18 protein-coding genes and 1 tRNA gene are annotated in these 15,846 nt (G+C 58.8%); 12 read left to right on the top strand and 7 right to left on the bottom strand.

The features are described from left to right. Nucleotides 1-321 precede the first annotated feature (321 nt). Entirely contained in the window at nt 322-2,262 is a 1,941-nt protein-coding gene (locus LIX15_RS18060; protein WP_227774782.1) for a BGTF surface domain-containing protein, read from the top strand. 198 nt (nt 2,263-2,460) lie between these two features. On the opposite strand, the gene dph5 is transcribed toward LIX15_RS18060, so the two are convergent. Next, entirely contained in the window at nt 2,461-3,267 is an 807-nt protein-coding gene (gene dph5, locus LIX15_RS18055; protein WP_227774781.1) for a diphthine synthase, read from the bottom strand. 81 nt (nt 3,268-3,348) lie between these two features. On the opposite strand from dph5, the gene LIX15_RS18050 reads away from it, so the two are divergent. From LIX15_RS18050 to LIX15_RS18030, 5 genes are all read left to right on the top strand, one after another. Beyond that, complete coding sequence (locus tag LIX15_RS18050; protein ID WP_227774780.1) at nt 3,349-4,329, top strand: class I SAM-dependent methyltransferase; 981 nt, start codon at nt 3,349-3,351, stop codon at nt 4,327-4,329. Between the two features lie 91 nt (nt 4,330-4,420). Continuing rightward, nucleotides 4,421-4,495, top strand: a tRNA-Thr gene (locus LIX15_RS18045). Nucleotides 4,496-4,694: 199 nt separating this feature from the next. After that, nucleotides 4,695-4,940: a hypothetical protein gene (locus tag LIX15_RS18040; protein ID WP_227774779.1), complete on the top strand. Its 246-nt coding sequence runs from the start codon at nt 4,695-4,697 to the stop codon at nt 4,938-4,940. 136 nt (nt 4,941-5,076) lie between these two features. Continuing rightward, nucleotides 5,077-5,790 carry a DUF2270 domain-containing protein gene (locus LIX15_RS18035; protein ID WP_227774778.1) on the top strand — a complete coding sequence of 238 codons (714 nt, stop codon included), beginning with the start codon at nt 5,077-5,079 and terminating at the stop codon, nt 5,788-5,790. A gap of 265 nt (nt 5,791-6,055) precedes the next feature. Further along, complete coding sequence (locus LIX15_RS18030; RefSeq protein WP_227774777.1) at nt 6,056-6,415, top strand: hypothetical protein; 360 nt, start codon at nt 6,056-6,058, stop codon at nt 6,413-6,415. A 7-nt stretch (nt 6,416-6,422) separates the two neighbouring features. Here the strand turns inward: LIX15_RS18030 and coxB are convergent, their stop codons facing one another. Next, nucleotides 6,423-7,241 (bottom strand): cytochrome c oxidase subunit II, encoded by an 819-nt coding sequence (gene coxB / locus LIX15_RS18025; protein WP_227774776.1) that lies wholly within the window; start codon nt 7,239-7,241, stop codon nt 6,423-6,425. A gap of 208 nt (nt 7,242-7,449) precedes the next feature. Between coxB and LIX15_RS18020 the strand changes: the two genes are divergently transcribed. Together LIX15_RS18020 and LIX15_RS18015 are read left to right on the top strand one after the other, a co-directional pair. Further along, nucleotides 7,450-9,714 carry a DUF6789 family protein gene (locus LIX15_RS18020; RefSeq protein ID WP_227774775.1) on the top strand — a complete coding sequence of 755 codons (2,265 nt, stop codon included), beginning with the start codon at nt 7,450-7,452 and terminating at the stop codon, nt 9,712-9,714. After that, the gene (locus LIX15_RS18015; RefSeq protein WP_227774774.1) at nt 9,711-10,274 is read left to right on the top strand and encodes a DUF7979 domain-containing protein; all 564 of its coding nucleotides are present in this window, start codon (nt 9,711-9,713) and stop codon (nt 10,272-10,274) included. Before LIX15_RS18020 ends, LIX15_RS18015 begins: the two co-directional genes overlap by 4 nt. A 9-nt stretch (nt 10,275-10,283) precedes the next feature. Here the strand turns inward: LIX15_RS18015 and LIX15_RS18010 are convergent, their stop codons facing one another. From LIX15_RS18010 to LIX15_RS18000, 3 genes are read right to left on the bottom strand one after another with little or no spacing between them, the layout of a single operon-like run. After that, a complete protein-coding gene (locus tag LIX15_RS18010; protein WP_227774773.1) occupies nt 10,284-11,120 on the bottom strand; it encodes a cytochrome c oxidase subunit 3 in 837 nt (278 codons plus the stop codon). A 54-nt stretch (nt 11,121-11,174) separates the two neighbouring features. Further along, nucleotides 11,175-11,846 carry a TIGR00266 family protein gene (locus LIX15_RS18005; protein WP_227774772.1) on the bottom strand — a complete coding sequence of 224 codons (672 nt, stop codon included), beginning with the start codon at nt 11,844-11,846 and terminating at the stop codon, nt 11,175-11,177. 41 nt (nt 11,847-11,887) lie between these two features. Next, nucleotides 11,888-12,667 (bottom strand): pantoate kinase, encoded by a 780-nt coding sequence (locus LIX15_RS18000; protein WP_227774771.1) that lies wholly within the window; start codon nt 12,665-12,667, stop codon nt 11,888-11,890. Between the two features lie 180 nt (nt 12,668-12,847). Between LIX15_RS18000 and LIX15_RS17995 the strand changes: the two genes are divergently transcribed. Continuing rightward, nucleotides 12,848-13,042: a DUF7501 family protein gene (locus LIX15_RS17995; protein ID WP_227774770.1), complete on the top strand. Its 195-nt coding sequence runs from the start codon at nt 12,848-12,850 to the stop codon at nt 13,040-13,042. A 301-nt stretch (nt 13,043-13,343) separates the two neighbouring features. Here LIX15_RS17995 and LIX15_RS17990 read toward each other — a convergent pair whose 3' ends face one another. Continuing rightward, the gene (locus LIX15_RS17990; RefSeq protein WP_227774769.1) at nt 13,344-13,856 is read right to left on the bottom strand and encodes a hypothetical protein; all 513 of its coding nucleotides are present in this window, start codon (nt 13,854-13,856) and stop codon (nt 13,344-13,346) included. A 63-nt stretch (nt 13,857-13,919) separates the two neighbouring features. Beyond that, entirely contained in the window at nt 13,920-14,261 is a 342-nt protein-coding gene (locus LIX15_RS17985; RefSeq protein ID WP_227774768.1) for a DUF7344 domain-containing protein, read from the bottom strand. 100 nt (nt 14,262-14,361) lie between these two features. Here LIX15_RS17985 and LIX15_RS17980 point away from each other — a divergent pair, with 100 nt between their 5' ends. From LIX15_RS17980 to LIX15_RS17970, 3 genes are all read left to right on the top strand, one after another. Continuing rightward, entirely contained in the window at nt 14,362-15,228 is an 867-nt protein-coding gene (locus LIX15_RS17980) for an ArsR/SmtB family transcription factor (protein ID WP_227774767.1), read from the top strand. A gap of 67 nt (nt 15,229-15,295) precedes the next feature. Next, nucleotides 15,296-15,595 (top strand): hypothetical protein, encoded by a 300-nt coding sequence (locus LIX15_RS17975; RefSeq protein WP_227774766.1) that lies wholly within the window; start codon nt 15,296-15,298, stop codon nt 15,593-15,595. Nucleotides 15,596-15,660: 65 nt separating this feature from the next. Next, a complete protein-coding gene (locus LIX15_RS17970) occupies nt 15,661-15,810 on the top strand; it encodes a hypothetical protein (protein WP_227774765.1) in 150 nt (49 codons plus the stop codon). The last annotated feature ends 36 nt before the right edge of the window (nt 15,811-15,846 follow it).

The raw sequence follows: 15,846 nt of genomic DNA, 5'->3' as shown, positions 1-15,846 counted from the left end.
AGTTCGTTAATACCCGTTTTTCTCCACCCGAAATTGGCAGCGCAAATCAGTTCAGTTCTGTTTGCTTATCTTTCCATTGAATCCCTGCCGAAACCAGTACTCCTCAAATTCGCGGGTGTAAGGGGATGACTCGCCGTTTCCAGACCACAAAGCATATATAACAACGGCATCACGTTCTTTCTGTACCCCCTACCCATGGTGGCAGATGAAGTACCACGTTCATCCCGGTTCGGTTCCGAGTTGGACAAAACACGAAAGTGGTCGTGGGAAAGGAACTGTCGCCGACCAAGAAACAACTAACGAGAAAGCATGACAGGAAATATGACAAAAGTTCGCAGCCTGTTCCTCACGGCGCTACTGGTTATGTCGGTCTTCGCCGGCGCAACCGCGTTCGCAGGTTCAGCTGTGGCATCCCAGCACGACAAGACAATTACGGACAACTCCGTCGTGTACCAAGGCCAGAACGGTCTTGTTGACCAATATTCGAATGGTACCGAAGTAACGCTCTCCGAAGGAAAAGAAGGCGATGACGGATTCGTCGACTCGTACACCGCGGACGAGAACGGCTTCCACATCGACACCACCGAACTCGAGACTGGATTCTACCAGCTCTCGGCTGGTAACACGACGGTCACCTTCCAAGTCGTCAAACAGACGTTCAAGGTGAGCGCCGACTCGACGACCATCATGGACGACAGCAGTGACCAAACGGTCACCTTCACCGTCGATGACTCGAACCGTGAGAACTTTGACGTCAGCGTCTACTCGGAAGACATCACTGACGACGAAGAGGAAGCCATTAAATCGGTTTCGGGAATGCACGAGGAAGGCGACGGAGTACACACGTTCGATGTCGACTTCAGCGAGCACGACCTCTCGCCTGGCACGTACAACGTGACCGTCAGCGTTGACGACACGTCGGCGTCCCAGACGTTCGAAATTACCGTTGAAGAAGGTGGCTCCGCATCGTCCAGCTTTGGAAACAGCGTCTACAGCGTTCCGCGCGGTGACATCGTGCCGGTCACGGTGAACCTCGAGAACACCGACTCGGCCACGGCCATCGTCGGTAGCGACGAGGCGAACTTCAACATGTCCGTTGACGTCACCGACGGCGACGACGACGGCGAGGTCACCTTCTGGGTGAACACGTACGAAACGACCAACAACGATTCTTCGAAAGTCATCTACGCAGGTGAAGACAGCGAAGATAGTGTCTCCGCATCGTGGAACTCCAACAACCTCAGCGAACCGCTCGCAGTCACTTCGGGTGAAACTGTCTACGAGCTGGAAGTCTACACGAACGACGAAAACCCGGACGACGTGAGCTCGCTCTCCGTCGAACCGCGCAACACCGGTAGCGCACAGACGTGGGTTTCGCCCGACGAAGGTGCGGAAACCCCGTCCGAACTGACGGACCTCATCACCCAGCGAAGCAACGTCGCGTTCGGTGACAAGGTCGTTGTCCAGATTAAGGATACTTCGGGTATCTACGGTGCTCTCACGGGGGCAGATAACCTTGACGACGTGGACGGTCTCTCGGTGAATGTCGAAGAGGACAACCCCGAACCGAACACGGAAGCAGACTCGTTCAACACCACCGACGCAGGTGTCAAGATGCTTGATGACGGCGCAAACGAGTCGCTCTACCTCATCATCGAAACCGACAACCTCGACGAAATCGGCAAGGAAGACCTCATGGGTGACTGGACGGCTACCTTCTCCGTTGACGAGAACTACGCAGTCTCGCCCGACGAGAAGCAGTCCGTCTCGACCACGTTCACCGTCGAAGAAGCTACTCTCGACCTGAACGAAGGCAACAACGTTGAGGTTCCGAACTCGAACAACCAGTCCATCTCGGGTACGACCAACCTCGCACCCGGTACGTCGGTGAACGTCCAGGCCCGTTCCTCGGGTATCTTCTTCAAGAACCAGGACGTTACGGTCACGGAGGACGGTTCCTTCTCGAGCATGTTCGACTTCAGCGAATACGACAACAACACCGAATTCAGCGTCACCGCTTCCGCTGATGGCGCAGAGTCGGTCACTGTTGACGGTGTCCTGAACCAGGACGCTGGTGAAGACGACCCAACGACGACGACCACGACGACGACGACCTCCGAGGAAACGACCACCGAGGAAACCACGACGACCGAAGAAACCGAAACCACGACCAACGATGAAGGTCAGCCCGGCTTCGGTGTCGCAATCTCCGTTGTCGCACTCCTCGCCGCTGCGCTCCTCGCGCTCCGCCGAGAGAACTAAATCGGACACGCAGTCCGACTTCGAATAACTAATTCCTTTTTTCGCGCACTCAACCGGTGAGCGACGGCGCTATCGAACGATACAGAACCCGCGATTGTTCGACGCGAAAACGGCAGTTCGGCGTAAACGGCGATTCGACGAAAACGGTTAGTCATCGAAACCCGCGACGACGCTATTTTACGAAATCCGAAAAATTGGCTACTCGACGGTCAGGAGGTCGCCCGGCGCGCCCACGAGCGATTCGAGGGCGTCCACTTCAATGTGGTGCAGGTCGCCCGGAACGACGAGCAGGTGGAGCGGGTCGCCGAAGTCGCGCTCCGCGAGTTCCGATAGTCGGTCGGCTTCGACCAGCGGGTCGGGACTGCCCGCACGGGCGACGACGACGGCGAGAACATCCTCGTAACCGTCGGCGAGCATCTCCGCGGCGACATCGGCGGTCATGTACTCGTCCTCCGCGTCGGCGTCTCCTTTGCCGGACGGGTTCCAGCCGACTTTGATATCGAGGTAGACGAGCGTGTGGAGGCCGCGCTGACGGTTGTCGTCCAGCACGGTCGTCACGCTGGCCGGGAGGCCGTCCGCGCCGTGTGCGTAATCGAACGGGAGCGTGGTTGCCTTCCCGAAGCGATAGTTCTGGAGACCGGTGAGACCGCTCGCGGCGGATTCCGCGGTCGGGGCGTGGATTACTCTCGTGTCGATGCCGCGCTCTTCGGCGCGCAGACGGAGGTCGACGTGCGTGGTGGAAATCATGGTGTCGCCGGCGGTGAGGAAGACGGCGTGATCGGACTCCGCGGCAGAGAGGATTACTTCAGGGTCCTGTTCGACACCGGCGCGGTCTCTGACGTCGATTTCCTTCCCGTGAAACGCTTCGAGGTCGGTCACGTCCGCGCCGATGAGTTTGCTGGTGTAGAATTCGGCGAACAGGTCGTCCGCGTCGGCGATCGCATCGCGGCCTTCGACGGTGATGGAACGCTCGTCGTACAGGCCGAGACCGATAAAGGTGAGCATATCCGCCCTTGGGAGGTCGGACGCTTAAACGACGCGACCCGAAGCGTCAGCGTTAACGCCCGCTTCGGGCAAGGAACAAGTATGAAAGCGCCCTGCGTGCGCGTCGAACGGGAACGCGGCGAGGCGACGCGCCGCGAACTCGCGGAATCCGACCTGATACCGGACGACCTCGAAATCGAGGTCGAAGACGGGTGGCTCTACGTTCCGGTCTCTGACGCCGACGCGGTTCCGGACGGTTTTGAGGTCGTCGAACGCGACGTACCGACCCGCCAGACGCCGGATACGCCCGCCGACATCCTCGGATTCGACCCAAGCTACGAACGGCTCGGTGACATCGTCCTCATCGACGAGGACGACTCGGCGCGAGCGCGGAAAATCGCCGATGCAATCGTGGCGTCCGAACTTCCCGTCAAAACCGTGCTCAACCGTGCGTCGAAAGTCAAAGGCCAAACCCGCGTCCGCGACTGGGATGTGCTCGTGGGTGAGCAGACAGAAACGGTTCACCGCGAGTACGGCTGTGTGTTCTCGCTCGACGTTGCGCGGGTGTACTTCTCTCCTCGGCTCGCGACCGAGCGTCACCGCGTCGCGGAGCAAGTCGCCGCCGACGAACGGGCGTTCGACATGTTCGCGGGTGTCGGCCCGTTCGTCATCCCCTTCGCAAAGCGCGGAGCGCAGGTCGTCGGCACCGACGTAAACGACGTGGCGATCGACTACCTTCGGGAAAACGCGCGCAGAAACGGCGTCGAAGACCGGATAACGGCGATTTCCGGCGACGTTCGGGAGACAACTTCGGAATACGAAAACTGGGCTGACCGCCTCGTGATGAACCTCCCGCACAGCGCAGGGGAGTTCCTCGACACCGCAGTCGCGCTCGCGGGCGATGATTGCGTCGTCCACTACTACGACATTCAGCACGAAGACGACCCGTTCGGCCCTGGCGAAAACGCGATTCGCGCGGTAGCGGAACCCGAGTACGACGTGTCGGTCGAAACGCGCCGGGAGGTGCGGTCGTACGCGCCGCACGAACTGAACGTCTGCTTGGACGTGCGATTAACGCGGTAGTCCGTGATGGATTAACTCGGGAGCCCACGGGCATTTCGCAACCCTTATGCACTCCGTGGTGTCTACGTTGTATTGCAGTAAGCTACATCGGGCCGGTGTAGCTCAGACTGGCTAGAGCGATTCCTTCGTAAGGAATAGGCCGAGGGTTCAAATCCCTCCACCGGCTTTTACTCTTTCCTCGAATTCGTGAATGGGATGTATCCTTCGAACGTCGTTCCTGTTCCACGTACGTATTGATAATATGCCAATTTTCCAAACCAACTTTCCAACACCGAAGGACCGTCAGCGATTATTGAGATAGCGCGATGAACCGGTACGGCCAGTCTAAATACTTCCGACCCCTACGTACACTGTAGGTGATTTCGATGGATGGGCCACTGATGGGGAAGCGACGCAGTCGGTTAGTCGAGGAAATAGAAACCCTCCGGCGGGAAGTCGAACAGCACCGAGAAAAGCTATCGACGCTCGAACTGATTCGGGAGGAATCTCGGTCGAACAGCGGCGAATCCGACGCGTACGAAGGAATCTGTGCCGAATGCAGTAATGGAGTCCTCTTTCGGTCGTCGGATTACCTCCACTGCACGTCCTGTGGATACCGCGGCTATCTGTAAACCACCGTAAAGAGGTGGCACGTGGAACGCACTCGCCCGACTGTGCCCGCCGTCCGTTTACGTTTCGTTGTGGTACGTCTGCTAAGAAGTGTTGGTGAATAATACCGTTTTCACGCTGGAGAGTCTATGGTCTGTGATGACTGCACCAGATTCGGATGAGTTCGATTCGACCCAAAGAGATGCACGGGAGGTCGCAGCGGACGCCGCGGACAACCGCGAGGAATTCCTTTCGCTCGTCCCGCACTACTACCGAGGCGAAGTTTCGCATTCGGGGAAGTTTCTCGACCGACTCGACCTCACCGTCGATTGGGCTATCGCCCTCGTCACGGCGATTCTCGCGCTCGCGTTCGAGAGCGTCGACTCCTCCCCCTACCTACTGCTCATCGGGATGGTGGCTCTCTCGATGTTTCTCGTGTTCGACGTGCGCCGGTATCGAATGTACGATGCGATTCGCGCTCGCGTTCGCCTCATCGAGGAGAACGTGTACGCGAACGCGTTCGATCCGACGGAGACGCCACTCAAGCACTGGCGCAAAGAAATCGGCGACGACCTTCGAAATCCGATGCTCAAAGTATCGTACAGAGAGGCGCTCTCACGGCGGCTCAAGCGAGTTTACTTTCCCCTCTTTTCCCTCCTCGGCGTGGCGTGGCTGTTTCGGATAACCGTCTTCGTTCCGGAAGAAACGTGGCACGAAACGGCGTCGGTGCCCGGCGTACCGGGAGAAACGGTCGTTGTCGCGGTCGGCATCTTCTACTGCGCCATCATGCTTCTCACGTTCTGGCGGCAAAGTCGGGAGGCCAAAGGGGAGTTTCACGGTGCGGAACCGGGAGAGTGGAAGGAAGATGAGTAATCGACGGGAAACAGTGGTGTAGGTACCGCCTACTGCACGTCTGGGCCGCCCTACGACGAAGAGAAACGGTTCGACAACTAACACAGCCAAACCCCTATTTTTACAAAAATTGAAACCGTATCAGGGAGCGGAAAAACAATTCCAACGGTATTTGTGGGTTTCCATATATTATTTTAGCACGAAATAAACTAACGACAATTCGGACGAACCACCTTCAACTATCTCTGCTGTTTTTCCCCTCTCCGACGAATGGAATACGTGTAAAATGCGACTAACACCCAGACAGCTCACCGCAAGCATACTGATCACCGTCCTGCTCCTCGCTGGCGGGACGAGCGTAGCGCTCGCAGACGGACAGGCGTCGGACGGCACTCACGAAATCGGCAGTCAAGAGATAACCATCCAGGACGCGACGATAACCGTCTCCGACACGACCCTCGAAGGGCCGGGGCTACCGGATATGACCATCGAAGACCGGAGTTACACCGTAGAAGAGTCCACGACGACCATCGAGGGACTGACGCTGTCGATAGACGGGAAAACCTACGAAATCTGCCGAATCGAGATCACCGTCGATGAGGTCGGACTCACCTTGGAGAACGTCGAACTCTCGAACGGCAACTAAACGAATTTTACTTTTCGACGCTCGCACTCGTCCGTAGGGCCGAACTCTCCTGGACGGCCGAATTGACGTTACTGCCTCGGGTTTCACTACCAGTCCGCGCGGTCGCGTTCCCTTGAAGCCACTGTCGATATTCGGCCCGCGGAAGTACCCGTATCGTCGTTTTCATCCGCGCGTGGCCTGTGCCACAGAACTCGGTGCAGTAGCCGCGATACGTTCCGGGTTCGTACACTCGCGTGTGGATGACCGTCGTTCGACTGGGAAACACGTCCTGTTTGACGCCCAGTTCCGGGACGAACAATGAGTGGATGACATCGGCCGATGTCATCTGGACGTACACCTCGGTGTTCGCCGGAATCACGAGTTCGTCCTGCGTGGTTCGATTCGTCGCCGAATACCGGAACTGCCATCCCCACTGATAGGCGAGCGCGTCCACGGTCACCGTGTTCGACGCAGATGAATTGTCAGCGCTGCCTGCGGCCATCTGGTTCATTTGGCCGCCGGGTTGGTTCGGCGTGATGTACGGACTGGTGAGAACCGTGTACGCCGCGAGCCCCACGAACAGGAGGATGATGGCGGTCGCAATCGTCCACGTGATTTCGAGGGCCGGATCTTCGGCCGTCGGAAGCGGGTCGTCGTTGTTCCGAAATCGGACGACCGCGTAGATGAGGATGACTTCGACGAACAGCGTCAGCGGGAGCGCCACGTAGATGAGTTGGAAGTTCAGCTGGTCGATGAGACGTTTGTTGACCGACTGTGCCGTCGCTGGTTCGATGGCGGCGATTCCGACCACGCAAAAGGCGAACGCCCATCCGCGACGAAGTCGCATTGTACCGGAGTCAACTGACGGTCGGATATAGTTTATCGCACGCTGGATTACGTGTCAGAAGGGAATTCATTCAGCTCGGCCTGCGGCTTTATCGTGATGGCTCCCGACGCGAGTATGTACGCATGTACGAGGGGCGGGGAGTGAAACGGGGAGTGAACGGGTTCGAGCGCATCGCTGGAGCACCGTCGATGACTGGAGGATACCATTCGTGAACCGGGCAGTGGTCGAACTGACCGTTCTCGGGTCGGTACTCTGTGCCTGTTGGTTCGTCTTCTGGCTCTCCCGAAAACACGCTACGACACCGGACGGCGGCTACCGGTCGCGGCGCGAGTTGAACGTGGATTTCGGGACGCTCAAACGAACCGTCATCCATTGGACGACCACCACGAATCACCGGGAAATCGGGATACTCTACATCCTGTTCGGAACCTTCGCAGCGCTCTGGGGCGGGACGGACGCGATGATGATGCGCACCGAACTGCTCACGCCGAACGCGGACATCTGGTCTTCTGAAACCTACAACGCGCTCTTTACGGCCCACGGCGTCACGATGCTGTTTTTCTTCGTAACGCCGGTTTTCTTCGGCATCGCGAACTACTTCGTGCCGCTCCTCATCGACGCCGACGACATGGCGTTTCCACGACTCAACGCCATCGGATTTTGGCTCCTCCCGCCCTCCCTGCTTCTCGCTCGGGGGGGACTTCCCGCGCAGGTCATCGGCCAACTGTTTCATCTCTTCGGCGTTCAGGGCGACCTCTTTCAGTTCTTTTGGACGCTCAGGGAACCCGAACTCGGTTGGACGCTCTACACCCCGCTTTCGATACAATCGCCGAACCCGCAGGTCAACTTCCTCATCCTCGGCTTACACCTCTCCGGAATCGCGACGACGCTCGGCGCAATCAACTTCATCGTCACCATCGTCTACGAACGCGGGGAGAACGTCGGATGGGAAAACTTGGACATCTTCGTCTGGAACATCCTTACGACGAGCGGCCTCATCCTGTTCGCGTTTCCCTTGCTGGGAAGCGCGCTCGTCATGCTTCTACTCGACCGTAACTTCGGAACGACGTTTTTCACGCCGGAGGGCGGTGATCCGATACTCTGGCAACACCTGTTCTGGTTTTTCGGCCACCCCGAGGTGTACATCATCTTCCTCCCGGCGGCGGGGCTGATGAGCTTTATTCTCCCGAAATTCGCGGGGCGAAAGCTGTTCGGATTTAAATTCATCGTCTACTCTACGCTCGCCATCGGCGTCCTCTCGTTCGGCGTCTGGGCCCACCACATGTTCGCCACCGGCATCGACCCGCGACTCCGTGCGAGTTTCATGGCCGTTTCCATCGCCATCGCCGTTCCGAGCGCTATCAAGGTGTTTAACTGGATAACGACCATCTGGTCGGGGAACGTCAGACTGACCGCCCCGATGGTGCTCTGTGTCAGCAGTATCGGCACCTTCGTCATCGGCGGAGTGACGGGCGTATTTCTCGCGACGATTCCGGTGGACATCTACTATCACGGGACGTACTACGTCGTCGGTCACTTCCATTTCATCGTCATGGGCATCATCCCGTTCATGATGATTGCGGCGAGTTACTACTGGTATCCGATTCTGACTGGACGGCTGTACGACCGCCAACTCGCGCTGTTTCAATCCGTCCTGTTGGTGTTTGGCTCCGTGCTGACCTTCGGAGCGTTGATTCTTATGGGGTTGCTAACCCTGCCGCGACGCCTTGCACTCTACCCGCCCGAGTTCGCTTCGTTCCAGCGAATCGCAACCGTCGGCGCGTTTCTCATTGGCCTGAGCGTCCTGTTGTGGCTCTACAACATGCTCTGGTCGTTCTGGAGCGGAACGCCGGTACAGGCCGCGGACGTGTGGGGCTTGAAACGAACGCAGCAGTTTACCCGCGAATGGCAGTGGTTCGAACGACGATTGGAAGAACGGTACGGCATCGAGCCGACCGAACCCGAAACGACGCGCGCGTCCTCGACGACCGTTCCCGGCGAGGGGAGTCCGACGGTTCTCCGAACCGTCGAACCGCTGCTAACCACGATTCCGCGCGTCGCCCTCGCCGCCGGAACCGGCGGACTGGTCGGAACGATGCTCATGTCCGGCGTTCTGTTCACAGCCACCGTTTTGGGCGCGTTCGACCTCTCGTCGTTTTCCGAACTCGCGGAACTCGTCGGCATGAGGGGTGTCGCCGTCGGGTATCTCCTCTTTCTCGCGGGGGGCATGACGACGTGGGCGCTCCTGTTCGCCGTCTTCGCGGAATACCTGCCGGGACGTCCGCGAATCATCACCGGACTGACCTTCGCGACCATCATTTCGGTCGGGTTCGCGCTCGCGTTCTACACGGGGCAGACGGACTTGCAATTCGTCGCCTACGTCGTGTTCGTCCTCATCGCCCACTGGTTCTACGGGTTCGGGTTGGCTGTCACGTTCGAATACCTTAGTACACGCTGGCAGGTCGAAGGATGAGCGGGGACGAACGATACACCAGTCCCTTGCCGGACGACCGAACCGACGGTTCGGTCATCCTAACGTACGGCGCGCCGTTCCTCGGAACCCTCCTCGTCGCGGTCGGCATCGCTGGCGGCACCCTCGGCGGATACGCCGTTGCGCAATCCGAGTTGGGACTGTGCGGAAATCCGACCATCGTCGTCTACTCGCCTGCGGAAACGGGTCAGTACACAGGGGCGAGTCCGGAACAACCGGCGCTCGATAGATTCGCCGTCGCAGAACTGACTCCGGCGGAGCGACGGGCGTTCGAGGAGGCCGTCCAAAGCCCCAGAGGTGTCGCCGACGTGCGCGGGCGGTTCGCCCACCGTGACGTCTTCCGACGCGGCGTCCTCGTCACATCAGACGGAATCGTGCGGTATGCGACGATTTCATCGGCGAACTCGTGTCTCTCGGTCGACCCGCTTTTGTTCCCGTTGGGTGTCGTCTCAATCCTGCTCGGAATTCTCGGGATTCTGACGCCGCCGCTCTATCGAAAATTGCTCGAACGCGAGGAGCGGGCCGGTCGAACGTCCCGATAGTTCTCGAACTCACACCGTTATCTCGGCACCCACGTACAGCACGAGAACGAGGAATATCCAGACAACATCGACGAAATGCCAGTAGTACGAAACCGTGGTAATCGACGTGTCCCGATCGGAATCGTACTGGCCGCGTCTACCCCGCCAGAAGACGATTCCCAGCAGGAGGACGCCGAGTGCGACGTGCAGACCGTGGAGCCCGGTGAGACCATAAAAGGCGCTCGCGAAAATCCCGGAGGTGAGTGTGAATCCTTCACCAACGGCGAATTCGTAGTATTCGAAAATCTGCCCCGCGACGAACGCGACTCCGAGGAGAATCGTCAGCCCCAACAACGCGAGAAACCGGTTCCGGCGGTCGTTTTCGAGCGCCGCGTGTGAAAAGTGGAGCGTGAAACTACTGAGGACGAGCAGGCCGGTGTTGACGAGCACCAGCGAAGTTAACACGTCGGGAAGGTTCTGGGGTGGCCAGCCGCCGATACGGACGAAAAAGTAGTAGGTGAATCCCGCGCTGAACGTCGCCACGTCCGTCACCAAAAACAGCACCATCGTCGCTCGGTACGCCCGACGCTTTCGATCGCTCGCCTGCCTCCGCCAGTATCTCGCGAGATACGCTTGATTGAGCCATCCGACGAGTCCGGCGACGAACGCACCGATTCCGACTATCGCAATCGCGAAACCAGCACTCTCCGGGAAGACGTCGGTCGCCAATCCCAACAGGAAAAGCGCGACGCCGGCGTACAGCACGCCGGCCCCGACTGCCGAGACGACCGGCCACCGACTGCGTTCGTGGTGTGAGTCGTTGGAGTCCGCAGTTGCGCCGTCGGTACTCGTGGCCGAATCGGTCATGACTGATAGACACAAGCCAGCGAACAGCAAAAAGACGACGGCAGCAGCGATGGTTCAGTTCTCGTTCGAAAGGCCGTTCATAAACACGAGCGGGTCGCGGGTCTGAAGCCACGCGGTTCCCTCGCCGGAAAACCGAGTCACTCGGCCTTCCCCGCCCAAAAACGAGGATTTTATACCGCCGTCGCGCTCCCGCGTAAGGTCGAGTCCATCCGTCCACGCGACGAGGTGGTCTTCGTCCACGATGAGCGGGTCGTCGTCGCTGATGTCGGCGCTGTAAATCGACCCGTAGGACGAGAGGAAGGCGATACCGTCCCCTTTGAGTCCGAGCACAGTCAATTCGCTGGACGAGAAGAAGTTCCCCGCGTTGTTGAGCGCGGTTTCGTGCTCTACCTCGGGTGTCCACGCCAGTGCCGACCCCGACTGGGCTTTGATGCGTCCGGTCTCGGCGAGGTCGATGGGAACGATGTCGCCCGGCGTATCCGGCGCGAGAGTAACCTGCGCGCCGTCTACTTCCGCCGTGAACGTGTTCGTAATCATCTCTTGTTCGTCGCTGATGGCCCGCGAGAGCATCCCCGTGATTCCCTCCCTGCCCGCGATCTCCGTGTCGGCGGCCATGGTCGCACTTCTGCTCACCATCGCACCGGTTTTCGCTTCGACGTGTTCGTCCGCATCGAGTTCGAACGTAAGTACCGCGTTGCTCGGCCCGTTGGTGATTTCGTACTCCATAGTTGGTACTAACTGTTGATCTGATATATGAACTTACGTATCTATAGAATACGTGATCCTTCGTGTGATATCGTCGTTCTGTTGGGAAGGACGTCCTCCACGCCGACGGCGAACACGGTTTCGCCGAGCATCGCCATGCTCGCCACGCCGCCTTCCGATTCCACTTCGAAGACGGTTTCCCGAACCCGTCCCGTCGGCAGTTCGAGTTCGCGGGCGAACTCCCACGAATCGCGAACCACACGCTCCAGCGACGGTTCGTCGGGAAACGAGGTGAGAACTCGCCCACCGACGGTTCGGACGCGGGCCATGAGTTCCTCGTCGCCGAGGGCGTCGCTCGTGGATATCCCGCCGAACGACACGTACTCCACGGCGTCGGTCGGTTCCCACCGTTTTCGCCCCGATCCGTCGTCCATCAACAGGCCGCCCGCGGACTGGATGAACACGTCACCCAGTCCGGTGCCCGCTTCGACTTCCGCGACGTGCGAAAATCCGACCAATTCGTCGTGCGAATAGCCAAGTTCGAACGTTTCGTTCGCCGAAATCGCGGTTGCGAGCGTCGCCGCACCGCTCGCGCCGAACCCGCAACCGATGGGGATGTCGGCGTCGAGTTCGACCCGCGCTGTAACATCGAGTTTGCCGAGAACGCTTTCGACTGGTTCGAAGTCGGTGCCATCGCCGTCGAGAACGATTTTTGTTTCGTCGGCGGTCTGTACGTTGGCGACGATACCGTCCTCGATTGCCATGCTCGCGCCTCTCGATTCGTCGCCCGATTCGGTCGGTGCGAACACCGCCGTTACGCTTCCCGGTGCGAACGCTTTCATGTGACTAACGACGCGGAAACCCGCCTTCAATCCGATGACTGCGGAACGCCGGGTGAAAAATAGACGAACGGACGCCGTCGTGCAGTATTCGTTATGCTGTGAGTATTGACACGCATATATTATGACCGAATGTCTATTATATCCCGAAATATTTTATAGGATGTCGTTGTAGTGCGGTGTATGTCGTACGAAGCACAATCTGTGCGGGCGAATTCGTGGACGAATCCGGAACAGTGTCCGTTCTGCGATGCCACCCTCGAAGACGGCGGATGGGGATTCATCGCTCACGTGCGAACGAATTCGTCGTGCAGAACCGAGTACGACATGTGGCGCGAGCAAATCACCGGAGACATGAGCGGCGAGTGGGGCGGATAGGGTGATTTCTCGCGCGCTCGGTTCGGGAGTATAATGCGGGCGAATCTCCATCCACGAATCGAGTCGTCGCTATCAGTGGCAAATCGTATCAGATTACCTTTCGTCACTCCTCGTCGGATTTTGGACGTACATGCGCGACGATGGCGAACTACGTCTTCGAATGACGCTCCTAAGTAACATTCTCGGCGGGGTTGGGTTGCCTGCGTGCGACAAACTCGTGGAACGTCGGTACGAACAGCAATAACGAGACGCTTCGGCCTGCCCTACAATCGCAGTGTCGGACGGAAAAGACGCAGTTCAGTTACTTACCCACTCCACCGCTTTCAGCGGTCGTGATGGTTGTTTCGTTCCCTTTTTCGGTATCGCCGTTCTCGGTACTCGCCTCCTCTCCGCGCTCGGGATCCTCCTCGCTCTCGTCCCGTTCGTCGTCCGAGTTTTCGGAGTCGTTTGCTTGGCCTTCCGGCCCGTTGCCGTTTTCATCTCGCTCTGACTCTCCGTCTTCGGCTTCATTCTCATCGTCCTGTTGCTCATCGTCATCACCCTCCTCGTCACCGTCCTGTTCGGTATCTCCTTGCTCGTTACCACCTGCGTTCTGCCCTGCGCCTCGACCACCACCCGCGTTTTCGTCGTTCGAACTACCGCTCTCCGTGTCCTGTTCGTTCTCTTGTGTCCCGTCGCCGGAATCAACAGTATCGAGGGCCGCGGCACCCGCGTCCGCCACCGGTGAGTCAAGTCCACCGACGCTGACTGCGATACCCGTGAGAAAGAGCGCAGTTCCAACGACGAACAACACCGTTTGCATCCGGTTCATCATGCCCGAACGTTCGCCGACGAGGTGCTTTATTAGTAAACGGGTAAGTCCCGCAACGATAGCGAATTAGCTCTCTTCGTCGTCGTATTCGAGCGTCACGTCGAGCAGATTGCTTAGCATCTCGGGGAACTGAACGACCTCCAGTCGCTCGTCGTCCTCGTGGAGACAGACGATTTTTGCGGCGCTGAGCTTCGGGATATCGGTATGGTGAAGTTCGGTGTAGATGTGGACGTGCGCCTCCGCCGACAGAGGTTCGTGTTGGACGGCGTCCATCCACCCCGCGACGTTGTCGGCGAGACGTGTTACCGTTGTTTCGTCGTGTCGCCGGAGATGGTACAGCGCGTACCGTCGCCGCGGCTCTGCGAGAATCTGTAGCAACGTCCGCAGTGAATTCGCCTCGCCATCCATGGAGTCGTCCTATCAGAACGTTCGTTTTCATCGGGAGATAATAAAACGCCGGGAATCCCCCGTCGGGCAGAGTTATATCGGCGGGCTAAAATGGTAGGATATGGTCGACTTCTTGTCCTCCGCCGTCGACTCCGTCGCGGACGAAGAGCGCGACCCGCGGATCGTCGGCGTCGATAGCGAGGACGCCGACGAACTCCTTTCGGCGCTTTCTTCCGAAACCGGACGAAACATCCTCTCCGCACTCTACGAGGAACCGGCGACACCAGCGACCATCGCGGAACGAGTCGATACAACCCTCCAGAACGTCCAGTACCACCTCAAAAAACTGGAGGATGGAAACCTCATCGAAGTCGCGGACACGGCCTACTCCGAAAAAGGCCGCGAGATGAAGGTGTACGCGCCGACGGCGGGACCGCTCGTCCTCTTCGCCGGAAACGAAGATGACACCGTCGGACTGAAATCCGCCATCTCGAATCTCCTCGGCGGACTCGGCATCCTCGGCGTGGCGAGTTTGGTCGTCCAGCGACTCTCTACGGGAACTCTATTTCCCTCCCCGTTCGGCTTGTCCTCGAACAGCGACGGTGGCTACCAAGGTGGGGACAGTTCCGCCGATTCCGGTTCCGGAGCGGACGGCAACAGTAATTTGAGCAACGAATCGACGAGCGCGAGGACCACCGACGGCAGAAACGAAGCGACGACGCAATCGTCCTCCAACGGTGGAACGACCGAAACTGCGACACGCACGTCCGAAACGGCGACGCAAACCTCCGACGAAGCTACGACGACCACCCTCGACCAAACGACCGACGCGATACAGGAAACGACGACGACAACGGTTCAGACGATTGCGGAGGGCTCTGCGACCGCCGGAGTTCCCCCCGGCATGCTCTTTTTCTTAGGTGGCGCACTAATTCTGGCCCTCGGATTCGCGGTCTGGTACGTCCGCGTCTACCGAACGTCGGCCTGATACCCGTCCGGTTCGATTTCGACAGTGGAAAACGACGGGATACGATTAAGTCGTGAGGTATGCTATCATGTACGAGGTGCGTGTGTTCGATCGACGAACGGTTCACACCATCGGGACGCTGTCGATAGCGTCGGGAGTGGCATTGCTCGTTCTCTCGATTCCCGCAATCCTCCTCGGAACCACCGCCGTCGTCTCCCGCACGAAAACTGCGGGGGAGGCGTTGGACACCGTTTTGCAGTCGGTTCCGCCGAACGCGTTCGTCTTGGGAGCGTCCGAAACGACGCTCACGCTCGGCCTGCTCGGACTGGGGGCCAGCTGTTGGCTGATGGGTTTCGGACTGCTGTTACAGGGTCGAACCGAGGGATAATCGGTCGTTCCGAGCAAGGAGATGACGTGGCGCGACGTGCTAGCTGACGGACTGTGGATGACTGTTTGCTGTATTGCTACGGCGTCGGCGCAACCCCTGTCGGCGTGGTCGAAGTCACGCCGGCGGGCACGCGATTCATTCGGTTTAACGAAGCACGTCGTTCCGGTGTGGCGCTGGCCACCGGCTTTCTGTTAGGCGTCCTCGCGAGACGGTGAACGTAATCCGACGAGCGACAATCCGCACAAACGATT

The sequence above is a fragment of the Haladaptatus pallidirubidus genome (assembly GCF_020700235.1).
GTDB lineage: Archaea > Halobacteriota > Halobacteria > Halobacteriales > Haladaptataceae > Haladaptatus > Haladaptatus pallidirubidus.
The sequence above is the reverse complement of the archived record's forward strand: the minus strand, read 5'-3'. Positions and strand labels throughout refer to the sequence as shown.

Coding starts and splice junctions, on each gene's coding strand:
- LIX15_RS18060 (WP_227774782.1), top strand. CDS start 322: ATGACAAAAGTTCGCAGCCTGTTCCTCACGGCGCTACTGGTTATGTCG.
- dph5 (WP_227774781.1), bottom strand. CDS start 3,267: ATGCTCACCTTTATCGGTCTCGGCCTGTACGACGAGCGTTCCATCACC.
- LIX15_RS18050 (WP_227774780.1), top strand. CDS start 3,349: ATGAAAGCGCCCTGCGTGCGCGTCGAACGGGAACGCGGCGAGGCGACG.
- LIX15_RS18040 (WP_227774779.1), top strand. CDS start 4,695: ATGGATGGGCCACTGATGGGGAAGCGACGCAGTCGGTTAGTCGAGGAA.
- LIX15_RS18035 (WP_227774778.1), top strand. CDS start 5,077: ATGACTGCACCAGATTCGGATGAGTTCGATTCGACCCAAAGAGATGCA.
- LIX15_RS18030 (WP_227774777.1), top strand. CDS start 6,056: ATGCGACTAACACCCAGACAGCTCACCGCAAGCATACTGATCACCGTC.
- coxB (WP_227774776.1), bottom strand. CDS start 7,241: ATGCGACTTCGTCGCGGATGGGCGTTCGCCTTTTGCGTGGTCGGAATC.
- LIX15_RS18015 (WP_227774774.1), top strand. CDS start 9,711: ATGAGCGGGGACGAACGATACACCAGTCCCTTGCCGGACGACCGAACC.
- LIX15_RS18010 (WP_227774773.1), bottom strand. CDS start 11,120: ATGACCGATTCGGCCACGAGTACCGACGGCGCAACTGCGGACTCCAAC.
- LIX15_RS18005 (WP_227774772.1), bottom strand. CDS start 11,846: ATGGAGTACGAAATCACCAACGGGCCGAGCAACGCGGTACTTACGTTC.
- LIX15_RS18000 (WP_227774771.1), bottom strand. CDS start 12,667: ATGAAAGCGTTCGCACCGGGAAGCGTAACGGCGGTGTTCGCACCGACC.
- LIX15_RS17995 (WP_227774770.1), top strand. CDS start 12,848: ATGTCGTACGAAGCACAATCTGTGCGGGCGAATTCGTGGACGAATCCG.
- LIX15_RS17990 (WP_227774769.1), bottom strand. CDS start 13,856: ATGATGAACCGGATGCAAACGGTGTTGTTCGTCGTTGGAACTGCGCTC.
- LIX15_RS17985 (WP_227774768.1), bottom strand. CDS start 14,261: ATGGATGGCGAGGCGAATTCACTGCGGACGTTGCTACAGATTCTCGCA.
- LIX15_RS17980 (WP_227774767.1), top strand. CDS start 14,362: ATGGTCGACTTCTTGTCCTCCGCCGTCGACTCCGTCGCGGACGAAGAG.
- LIX15_RS17975 (WP_227774766.1), top strand. CDS start 15,296: ATGTACGAGGTGCGTGTGTTCGATCGACGAACGGTTCACACCATCGGG.